Source organism: Streptomyces sp. NPDC004031 (genome assembly GCF_053604375.1).
The window spans coordinates 1-10,716 of sequence record NZ_JBSGHL010000107.1 but is presented as its reverse complement, the minus strand read 5'-3'; the positions used below and the strand labels follow the sequence as shown (position 1 = coordinate 10,716).

Annotated in this window: 6 protein-coding genes; 5 read left to right on the top strand and 1 reads right to left on the bottom strand. The window is 71.9% G+C overall.

Going from position 1 to position 10,716, the window contains the following annotated elements; genetic code table 11:
• A partial coding sequence (locus tag ACWERV_RS35855) for a type I polyketide synthase (RefSeq protein ID WP_452941007.1) occupies positions 1 to 4,103 on the bottom strand: 4,103 nt, incomplete at its 3' end.
• Between the two features lie 269 nt (positions 4,104 to 4,372).
• Between ACWERV_RS35855 and ACWERV_RS35850 the strand changes: the two genes are divergently transcribed.
• The 5 genes from ACWERV_RS35850 to ACWERV_RS35830 form a co-directional block, all read left to right on the top strand.
• On the top strand, positions 4,373 to 5,404 hold the full coding sequence (locus ACWERV_RS35850; RefSeq protein ID WP_452941006.1) for a 3-oxoacyl-ACP synthase III family protein: 1,032 nt from the start codon (positions 4,373 to 4,375) through the stop codon (positions 5,402 to 5,404).
• A gap of 6 nt (positions 5,405 to 5,410) precedes the next feature.
• A complete protein-coding gene (locus tag ACWERV_RS35845; protein ID WP_452941004.1) occupies positions 5,411 to 7,456 on the top strand; it encodes an HAD-IIIC family phosphatase in 2,046 nt (681 codons plus the stop codon).
• Positions 7,453 to 7,677 (top strand): acyl carrier protein, encoded by a 225-nt coding sequence (locus tag ACWERV_RS35840; RefSeq protein ID WP_398192915.1) that lies wholly within the window; start codon positions 7,453 to 7,455, stop codon positions 7,675 to 7,677. The genes ACWERV_RS35845 and ACWERV_RS35840 overlap by 4 nt, the downstream gene beginning before the upstream one ends.
• Complete coding sequence (locus tag ACWERV_RS35835) at positions 7,674 to 8,465, top strand: thioesterase II family protein (RefSeq protein ID WP_452941002.1); 792 nt, start codon at positions 7,674 to 7,676, stop codon at positions 8,463 to 8,465. The genes ACWERV_RS35840 and ACWERV_RS35835 overlap by 4 nt, the downstream gene beginning before the upstream one ends.
• Before the next feature lie 314 nt (positions 8,466 to 8,779).
• Positions 8,780 to 10,716, top strand: a 1,937-nt coding sequence (locus ACWERV_RS35830; RefSeq protein ID WP_452941000.1) for a type I polyketide synthase, incomplete at its 3' end; no start/stop codon positions are given.

Here is a 10,716-nt window from a genome sequence, read left to right as displayed (position 1 = left end):
GGGTGGTGGTCGAGGTCGAGGAGGGTGAGGCGGTCGGGGTGTTCTGTCTGTGCGGTGCGGACCAGGCCCCAGACGGCTGCTGCGGTGAGGTCGGGGGCGGGGTCGGCGGGACGGGTCGTGACGGCGTGGCGGGTGACGACGGTCAGGTGCCCGTCGGCGTGACCGGGATGCGCCAGCCACGCCTGGAGGACGGCCAGGGTGTCGGTGAGGACGCTGTGGGTGTGACCGGGGCCGGCGTCGGGGGGTGAGGGCTGCACGGTGAGCAGCACATGGGCGTTCGCAGGGACGTCATCGAGGGTGCTGTGGACGGGCACACCGGTCAGACCGAACGTCTCGGTCCCCAGGACCACCAGCTCACCCGTGTACCCGACGGTCTCGGACCCGGCCCCGGTGTCGGGGGTGGGTGTCCAGGTGAGCTGGTAGAGGTCGTCCGCGGTGGGGGTGGGGGTCAGCGCGGCGAGCTGGGCGGTGGTGGTCTCGCGGACGGTGAGGGCGTCGGCGGTGATGACGGGTGTGCCTGCCGGGTCGGTGGCGGTGAGGGCGTGGGTGTTCTCGCCGGTGGTCGTCCAGTGGACGTGCAGGGTGGTGGCGCCGGTGGCGTGGAGGGTGACCCCGCTCCACGCGAACGGCAGCACGACCACCGGCTCACCCGGCCGGTCGTCCAGCAGCAGCGCGTGCAGCGCCGCGTCGAGGAGGGCCGGGTGGATACCGAACCCGGCGGTGTCCACACCCTCGACAGGCAGGGCGATCTCCGCGGAGACACTCCCGTCCGAGTGGCGCCAGGCCGTTTGCAGGCCCTGGAACAGCGGCCCGTATTCGTATCCCCGGGCGGCGAGACGCTCGTAGAGACCGTCGAGATCGACAGGCCGGGCATCGCTCGGAGGCCATGCCGACGCGTCGTCGGCCACTTCCGCAGTCTGGGCGGTGAGGCGGCCGGTGGCATGCCGGACCCACGGACCGTCCCCGTCCTCGGAACGGGAATGCACACCCAGTCCGTATCCGCCCTCATCGGGAGTAAGCGTGACCTGGAGCTGCACGCCCTCGCCGTCCGCGACCACCAACGGGGCATGCAAAGTGAGGTCTTCCAGGTGTCCCGCGCCGACACGGTCACCCGCCGCGACGGCCAGGTCCACGAACGCCGTGCCCGGCAGCAGCACACTGCCCAGCACCATGTGATCCGCCAGCCACGGCTGAGCCGCGAGAGACAGCCTGCCCGTGAGAACCGCACCACCCTCGTCCGCCAGATCCACCGCCGCGCCGAGGAGTCCGTGCCCGGCCACAGCCAGACCGAGTCCGGCGGCATCACCGGTTACTGCGGGGGCTTCGAGCCAGTACCGCTGGTGCTGGAAGGCGTAGGTCGGAAGCTCGAATGCTCGGCCGCCTGTGAGTGCCGGGATGTTTTCCCAGGTGATGGGGGTTCCGGTGGTCCACAGGTGGGCGAGGGCGGTGAGGAACGTCTCGTCCTCGGGCCTGCCCTTGCGCAGTGCTGCGACGGCGAGGGCGTCGCCGTTGACGGTGGTGGTGATGCTGGCGGTGAGGACGGGGTCGGGGCCGAGTTCGAGGTAGGCGGTGACGGCGTGTTCGGTAGCGAGGTGCTGGATGCCGTGGTGGAAGCGGACCGTGCCGCGGATGTGGCGGGCCCAGTATTCCGGCGAGGTCAGCTCCCCGGTGGTCGCGAGCACCCCGGTGACGTTGGACAGGACCGGGATCTGCGGGGCCCGGAAGTCCAGGGTCCGGATCTCGCGGGTGAAGTCGTCCAGGACGGTGTCCATGTGCGGTGAGTGGAACGCGTGGGAGACCGTGAGACGCCGGGTCCGCCGCCCCAGGCCACGGAAATGCTCCGCAACCGCCTCCGCCGCATCGGTGTCACCCGAGACCACGACGGCTGTGGGCCCGTTGACCGCGGCCAGCGAGAGCCGTTCGCCGAGCAGGGGCAGTACTTCGTCCTCGGTGGCCTCGACGGCGATCATCGCCCCGCCGGCCTGGGCGGCCTGCATCAGGCGCCCCCGCGCGGTCACCAGGCGTGCCGCGTCCGGCAGCGACAGCACACCCGCAACATGCGCGGCGGTCACCTCACCCACCGAATGCCCGCCCACGACGTGCGGGACGACACCGTAGGACCGGGCCAGCGCGAACAGCGCGGTCTCCACCGCGAACAGCGCAGCCTGCGTGAACAGCGTCTGATCCAGACGCCCGCCGTCCTCCCCGCCCCCGTCCTCCCCGTCCTCGTGGTGGGTGAGGATGACGTCCTTGAGCGGCACCGGGAGGTGCGCGTCCAGGGCGGCGCACACCTCGTCGAAGGCTTCGGCGAACACGGGTTGGGAGTCGTACAGTTCGGCGCCCATGCCGGGGCGCTGCGAGCCCTGCCCGGTGAACAGCACCGCCACCCGGCCCTCGCCCGCCGCACGGCCCCGCACCACACCCGGCACCTCAACACCACCCGCGAGCCCGGCCAGACCCGCCACCAGCTCCTCACGGCCGGACCCGAGCACCACCGCCCGGTCCTCGAACACAGCCCGCGAACCCACCAACGACACGGCCACGTCCACCGGCGACACCTCACCGGCCGACACCACCTCCAGCAGCCGCCCGGCCTGCCCGGCAACCGCACCCCCACCCCGACCCGACACCACCCACGGCACCACACCCGACACCACCGAAGCGACACCCTCGTCCGGCTCGCCCGCGTCACCCTCCGGCGCCGCCACCTCAAGCACCGGTGCCTGCTCCAGGATCACGTGCGCGTTCGTCCCGCTGATACCGAAGGACGACACCGCGGCACGCCTCGGACGGTCCACCTCGTCCCATTCCCGGGACTGCGTCAGCAGCTCCACCGCACCCGAGTCCCACTCCACCATCGGCGAGGGCTCGTCAGCGTGCAGCGTGCGCGGCATGACGCCGTGCCGCATCGCCATCACCATCTTGATCACGCCTGCGACACCCGCGGCCGCCTGCGTGTGACCGATGTTCGACTTCACCGACCCCAGCCACAGCGGCCGGTCCTCCGACCGCCCCTGCCCGTACGTCGCCAGCAACGCCTGCGCCTCGATCGGATCGCCCAGGCGCGTACCCGTCCCGTGCGCCTCGACCACATCCACATCCGCCGACGCCAGACGCGCGCTCACCAGCGCCTGACGGATCACCCGCTCCTGCGAAGGACCGTTCGGCGCCGTCATCTGGCTGCTCCGGCCGTCCTGGTTGACGGCCGAACCGCGGATCACGGCGAGCACCGGGTGCCCCAACCGCTGGGCGTCCGCGAGCCGCTCGACGAGGAGTACGCCGACGCCCTCGCTCAGCGCGGTGCCGTCGGCGTCGGCGGAGAAGGAGCGGCAGCGGCCGTCCGGCGACAGACCACGCTGGCGGCTGAACTCCAGGAGAGCGTTGGGCGAGGCCATCACGGTGGCACCGCCGACGACGGCGAGGCCGCATTCGCCCTGGCGCAGCGACTGCACGGCCAGGTGCAGGGCGACCAGCGAGGACGAGCAGGCCGTGTCCACCGTCACCGCCGGGCCCTCCAGCCCGAACGTATACGCGATCCGGCCCGACGCCACGCTGCCGGCGCTGCCGCTGACGATGTAGCCCTCCAGCCCGTCGGGCATGTGGGTCATGCGGGAGCTGTAGTCGTTGTACATGACGCCGGCGAAGACGCCCGTCCGGCTGCCGCGCACCGTGGCGGGGTCGATGCCGGCCCGCTCGAACGCCTCCCACGAGGTCTCCAGCAGCAGGCGCTGCTGCGGGTCGGTCGCCAGCGCCTCGCGCGGGCTCATCCCGAAGAACTCCGGGTCGAAGCGGTCGGCGTCGTGGAGGAATCCGCTGCCCCGCGAGTAGACCGTGCCCTGGTGGTCCGGGTCCGGGTCGTAGAGCGTGTCGAGATTCCAGCCACGGTTCGCGGGAAAGGCTGAAATCGCGTCCCTTTCGCCGAGTACCGCGTTCCACAGGTCCTCGGGCGAGCGGACGTCACCGGGGTAACGGCAGGCCATACCCACGATGGCGATCGGCTGCTGATTCTCGTTCTCCATTTGCTGGACGCGCTGACGTGTCACGTGCAGATCCGCCGTAACCCGCTTGAGATAGTCGCGGAGCTTGTCCTCGTTCGACGACATGCGTTACCAACTCTCTCCTCGCGGGACCTTCGTTTCCGGACCGTGGGGACCACGCAGGGCCGCACGCCACAGGTTTCAGCAAGCTCGCCGACCCCACTAACGGGGCGCTTTCTCACGCCTAAAGCGGGCTGTGCGCCCGGCTGATCAGCGGATTCGGGGCCAAGCAGTGGGTTAGAGCGGCTTTAGCGCGGGTTCCGAGCATGGCCGGTGGCTCCACAGGCTGCTCGCCGGCCTTCGTCCCGGGCTCGATTCACTCGGAAAGGACCAGGATGGACACCCCTGACGTCCGCATCCTGTCGGTAGGAACGGCGCTTCCCGGCCCTGCTCTCGACAACGCGGCGCTCGCCCGCCGGTTCCAGATGGACGCATTGTGGGAGCAGTGGATCGACGCATTCGTCGGTACCGATACCCGCCACCTGGCGGTGGACCTGGAAAGCGGCGAGATCCGCTCCTCGCTCGCCGAGCTGGGCGAGATCGCGGGACGGCGGGCCCTGGAGGCCGCCGGCCTCGGCCCCGGTGACATCACCGGCATGGTGCTGGGCACGGCCACGCCCGACCAGCTGATGCCGGCGACGGTCAACCTGATCGCCGACCGGCTGGGCATCAACGACGTGCCCTCCTACCAGCTCCAGTCCGGCTGCTCCGGCGCCGTGCAGGCCCTGGAACTCGGCCGGCAGATGCTGTTGACCGGGCAGCACCGGAACGTGCTGGTGCTCGGCGGCGACGTGTGTGCCAAGCACCTGGACGTGACGCTGGATCTGCGCACGCTTCACCCGTCCGAGCTGGTCAACGTCGTGCTGTTCGGGGACGGCGCGGGCGCGGCCGTGCTCACCACCGACCCGGTGCCGGGCACCGCGTCGATCCGGCACATCTACACCCGGCTCACCGGCCTGAACCGGCCGCCCGGACAGAGCGTCGAGTGGTTCGGGCGGACCGACCGCGGCTCGGACAAGCAGGCCGTCAACGAGGACTACAAGGCGATCGAGGACTCCGTGCCGACGATGTCGGCGGAGATCGCCAAGGAGATCCTGGACGAACTCGGCTGGCAGGACACCGACATCGACTACCTGCTGCCGCCCCAGCTGTCCGGCAAGATGACGGCCCGCATCGTGGCGGAGCTGGGCATCCCGGGCGCGGAGGAGATCACCTGCGTGCGCGAGACCGCCAACACCGGCAACGCGGTGCCTTTCCTGCAGCTGGAGCGGGCGCTGCCGCAGATGACCGAGGGCGACCGGGCCCTGTGTGTGGCGGTCGAGTCGAGCAAGTGGATCAAGGCCGGCTTCGCGTTGGAGAAGGTCTGATCCGCCGTGACGCAGCCCACCGCCTCCACGCCCGTCGTCGCCGGCACCGCGGCGACGCCCTCCGCCGCTGCCCCGGACCCGGCGGCCCGGTTCCATGCCCTCCAGCGCTCCGGGCAGCTCGCCGAGCACTACCCTGAGCTCCGGGAGCTGCTGGCCGATCTCTCCGAGAACGATCTCCTGCGCGCCGGGAACCACCTGGCCCGGCTCGGGCCGGACGAGGTCCGCAGACTGCATCCGGACGTTCCCGCCCTGCGGGTGGCGGTCACCGGCCACGGCACGCTGGCCGCTCTGGTGCCGCCGCTGACCGCGGAACTGGCCCGGCACGGCATCCTGCTGGACCCGCTCGTCTCGGACTTCGACAGCTACGTCTTCGATCTGGGCGACCCCGGCAGCGCGTTGTACGCGGCCGAGCCCGACGTCGTCCTGTGCGTTCTCGACCCGCGTGTCGTGCTCGACGAACTGCCCACCCCCTGGGGGCCGTCGGACGTCGAGCGGGTGCTGGCCGAGAAGACCGCGCTGATCGAGCGGCTGGTCCAGCGCTCCGCCGCCGCCGGCCGCGGCACCCTCGTCCTCAACACCCTTCCCCTGCCGTACGGTGTGACGGCTCAGGTCGTCGACCACCGCTCCCGCGCCCTGGTCGGGGCGCTGTGGCGCGAGGCCAACGCCCGCCTGCTGCGCCTCGGGGCGAGCGCCCCGGGGGTCGTGGTCGTCGACCTGGACCCGCTGGTGGCCGAGGGGGTCGCCGTCGCCGATCCTCGGCTGAGCCTCTACACGAAGGCGCACCTGTCCTCGGCGCTGCTCGGCCGCTACGCCCGCGAGGTCGGGCACCTGGCACGGGCCCTCACCGGCCGTACCAAGAAGGTGCTGGTCCTCGACCTGGACGAGACGGTCTGGGGCGGCGTCCTCGGCGAGGACGGCATCGAGGGCATCGAGGTCGCCGAGTCCTACCGGGGCGAGGCGTTCCGGGCGTTCCAGAAGGCCGTCAAGCAGGTCACCTCGCAGGGCGTGCTGCTGGCCGCCGTCAGCAAGAACGACCTGGCCCCGGTCCGGGAAGTCCTCGGCACCCACCCGCACATGACCTTGCGGGAGGCCGACTTCGTCCGGGTCGTCGCCAACTGGCGCCCCAAGCACGAGAACCTCAAGGAGCTCGCGGCCGATCTGAACCTCGGCGTCGACTCCTTCGTCTTCGCCGACGACAGCCCGTACGAGTGCGGGCTGGTGCGCCGCGAGCTGCCGGACGTCGCGGTGGTGCGGCTGGACACCGAACCGGCCCTGCACATCGAGAAGTTGCTGCGGGACGGCTGGTTCGACGTACTGGAGCTGACCGCCGCGGACCGCGCCAGGGCGTCCACCTACCGGGAGGAGCTGGAGCGCAAGGACTTCCTGGACAGCTTCGACTCGCTGGACGACTACCTGCGCGAGCTGGACGTGACGGTGCGCTTCACCGCGGCCGAGGACCGGGACGTCCCCCGGCTGTCGCAGATCACGCAGCGGACGAACCAGTTCAACCTCACGACCGAGCGGCTTCAGCAGTCCGATGTGCAGGCCCTGCGCGCCGATCCGGCCGCGCTCGTGCTGGCCGTCCACTCCCGCGACCGCTTCGGCGACAACGGGCTGGTCGGCGCGGTTCTGGCCCGGCAGGAGGGCGGGACGGCCAGGATCGACAACTTCCTGCTCAGCTGCCGGGTGTTCTCCCGGGGCATCGAGCAGGCGTGCCTGAGCGCGCTGCTCGGCCACTTCAAGGCCACGGGGGCGGAGGAGGTCATCGGCACTCACCGGCGCACCGCCAAGAACGGCAAGGTACGCGGCCTTTACCCGCTCGTCGGCTTCACCGAGGTGTCGGACGACGGCACCACCGCGGTGTTCCGCCACGACCTCGCCGAGATCCCGGCGGCGCCGTCCCATGTCCGCCTGCAGGCCTCCTTCCGTACGCCGGCGTCCCCGGCCTCGTCGGAGGACGCAGGCCCGGCGGACAAAGCACCGCCCCTTCAGACCGACCACTCGTCCGGCAGCCCCGTCGGCGCCGGCAGCCCCCCTGGAGAGCCCTCGTGAACACCCTCGACGACTTCGTGACCCTCCTGCGGGACGAGCTCGGCCTCGACGTGACCAAGGAGGACGTCGGGCTCCCCTTCGACCGGGTGCCGGGATGGGACTCGGTGCACATGCTGTCCCTCGTGGTCATCCTGGAGCGCGAGACCTCACGCCGTATCGCGCTGCCCGACCTCCTGGAGGCCCCCAGCCTGGAGCGGGTCTACGACCTGGTGGCGGCGTGAGCACGCCGCTCTCCCGGCGTTCGCGGTACCTCACCCGCGAGCCGGCCGGGGAGGCCCGGATCCGCTTGTTCTGCTTCCACCACGCGGGCGGCGGCGCCTCCGCGTACGGCGACTGGCAGCGTGGTCTCGGCGCGGACGTCGCGCTGGTGCCGGTCCAGCTCCCGGGCCGCGAGACGCGCAACGGCGAGCCGCGGCTCCGGGAGATGGAGGCGCTGACCGACGAACTGGTCGACGAGCTCTCCGGTTCCGGCGCCCTCGACCGGCCGTTCGCCCTCTACGGGCACAGCATGGGCGCGCTCGTCGCGTACAACCTCACCCGGCGGCTCTTCCGGACCGGCGGGCCGCTTCCGGAAGTCCTGCTCGTCAGCGCCTACCCGGCGCCGGACCGCCCGCCGGCCCTCGGCCGCCTGCCGGAACTGCCGGACGACGAACTCGTGCAGGTGCTCATGGAGCTGGGCGGCATGTCCGAGGCGATCCTGGCCTACCCGGAATGGCTCGCCGCGGCACTCGACATGGCCCGCGACGACCTGCGGCTGTGCCGCAGCCACGACCGCACCTTCCTGCCCCGGCTGCCCGTGCCGATCGAGGTGTTCAGCGGGCGGTCCGACCCGCTGATGCAGGGCGCCGAACCCGAGCGCTGGCTCGATCACACCCGGGACGAATTCCGGGTCCACCGCCTCCCCGGCGGCCACTTCTTCACCCGGGAGTCGACCGACGAGTTCCTGGGCCTGCTGCGCCGGAGCCTCGCCGAAACCCTGGCCCCGGCGGCGGGCGCCGTGGGCTCCTGACCGGTCGGGCACCCGGGCCCGCGGGCCCGGGTGCCCGGACCTCGTCCCGGTTCCGCGCCGCCCGCCGAGCGCACCGCCGACCGGACGTACCCCCGACCGGACGCACCGCGCGCGGGCCGACCCGCCCTGAGGTCGGCCCGCGCTCGCGTCCTGCGGACGCACCTCACGGCCACGCCCGCGAGCCGGCCGACGGCCCGCGAAGCCGCCGGCTCCACAGGCCCGACGACGCCGGTGAACGGGCGCCGACCACAAAACGCCGAGCGACGAACGCCGTAGCCGACGAGCGCTGATGACGACGAGAGGTAAGCAGCACGATGAGTACTGACCGCACCCCGATCGGCGCCGCATCGACCGCGACTCCGACCACCGAGGCGATCGCCGTCATCGGCCTGGCCTGCCGGCTCCCTGGCGCACCCGACCCCGACGCCTTCTGGCGGCTGCTGCGTGCCGGCGGGCACGCCGTGACGGAGACACCCGCCGGTCGCTGGGACGCGGACGAGCTCTACCACCCCGACCGTGAGGCCCCCGGCAAGGCGATCACCCGACTGGGCGCCTACCTCGACCGGGTCGACGGCTTCGACGCGGACTTCTTCGGCATCTCGCCCAAGGAAGCCGTCGCCATGGACCCGCAGCAGCGCCTCATGCTGGAACTGGGCTGGGAGGCCCTGGAGAACGCGCGTATCGCCCCCGACAGCATCGGCGGAACCCGGACCGGTGTCTTCGTCGGCGCCATCATGGACGACTACGCCACCCTGCTCCAGCAGTACGGCGGCGCCGCCGGCATCACCAGGCACTCCCTCACCGGCGTCGAGCGCGGCATCATCGCCAACCGGCTCTCCTACGTCCTCGGCGTCCACGGTCCCAGTCTCGTCGTGGACTCCGCGCAGTCCTCGGCCCTCGTCGCTGTGCACCTGGCCTGCGAGAGCCTGCGCAAGGGCGAGTCCACGCTCGCCGTCGCCGGCGGCGTCAACCTCAACCTCATCCCCGAGAGCACCGTCGCCGTCACGAAGTTCGGCGGCCTCTCCCCCGACGGCCGCTGCTACACCTTCGACGCACGGGCCAACGGCTACGTACGCGGCGAGGGCGGCGGCGCGGTCATCCTCAAACCGCTCTCCCGCGCACTCGCCGACGGCGACCGCGTCCACGCCGTCATCCGGGGCAGCGCCGTCAACAGCGACGGCACCACCCCCGGCCTCACCGTGCCGAGCGCCCGCGCCCAGGAGCAGGTGATCCGCCTCGCCCACGAGCGCGCCGGCACCCGCCCCGAGACCGTCCAGTACGTCGAACTGCACGGCACCGGCACCCGTATAGGCGACCCTCTGGAAGCCCGCGCCCTCGGCGCCGCCCTCGGCACCCTCCGCGAGGCGCACCGCCCGCTGCTGGTCGGCTCCGCGAAGACGAACGTCGGCCACCTCGAAGGCGCGGCAGGCATCGTCGGCCTGATCAAGACGGTGCTGAGCATCAGCCATCGCGAACTCCCGGCCAGTCTCAACTACGAGACCCCCAATCCCGAGATACCGCTGGACGAGCTTCGGCTGGCGGTGCAGCACGAACTGTCGGAGTGGCCCGAGCCGGGTCAGCCGCTGGTCGCGGGAGTCAGTTCGTTCGGCATGGGCGGCACGAACTGCCACGTGGTGCTGGAGGACGCGCCGGTGGTGGCGGAGGAGGTGCCTTCGGCGGAGTCGCCGGTGGTGTCGGGTGTGGTGCCGTGGGTGGTGTCGGGTCGGGGTGGGGGTGCGGTTGCCGGGCAGGCCGGGCGGCTGCTGGAGGTGGTGTCGGCCGGTGAGGTGTCGCCGGTGGACGTGGCCGTGTCGCTGATCGGTTCGCGGGCGGTGTTCGAGGACCGGGCGGTGGTGCTGGGGTCCGGCCGTGAAGAGCTGCTGGCGGGCCTGGCCGCGCTCGCGGATGGTGCCGAGGTGCCGGGGGTGGTGCGGGGACGCGCGGCGGGCGAGGGCCGGGTGGCGGTGCTGTTCACCGGACAGGGCTCGCAGCGCCCCGGCATGGGCGCCGGACTGTATGAGACGCAGCCGGTGTTCGCCGAGGCCTTCGACGAGGTGTGCGCGGCGCTGGACGCGCATCTGCCGGTGCCGCTCAAGGACGTCGTCCTCACCAACGGTGGGGAGGACGGGGGCGGGGACGGGCGTCTGGATCAGACACTGTTCACGCAGGCTGCGCTGTTCGCGGTGGAGACCGCGCTGTTCGCGCTGGCCCGGTCCTACGGTGTCGTCCCGCACGTCGTGGGCGGGCATTC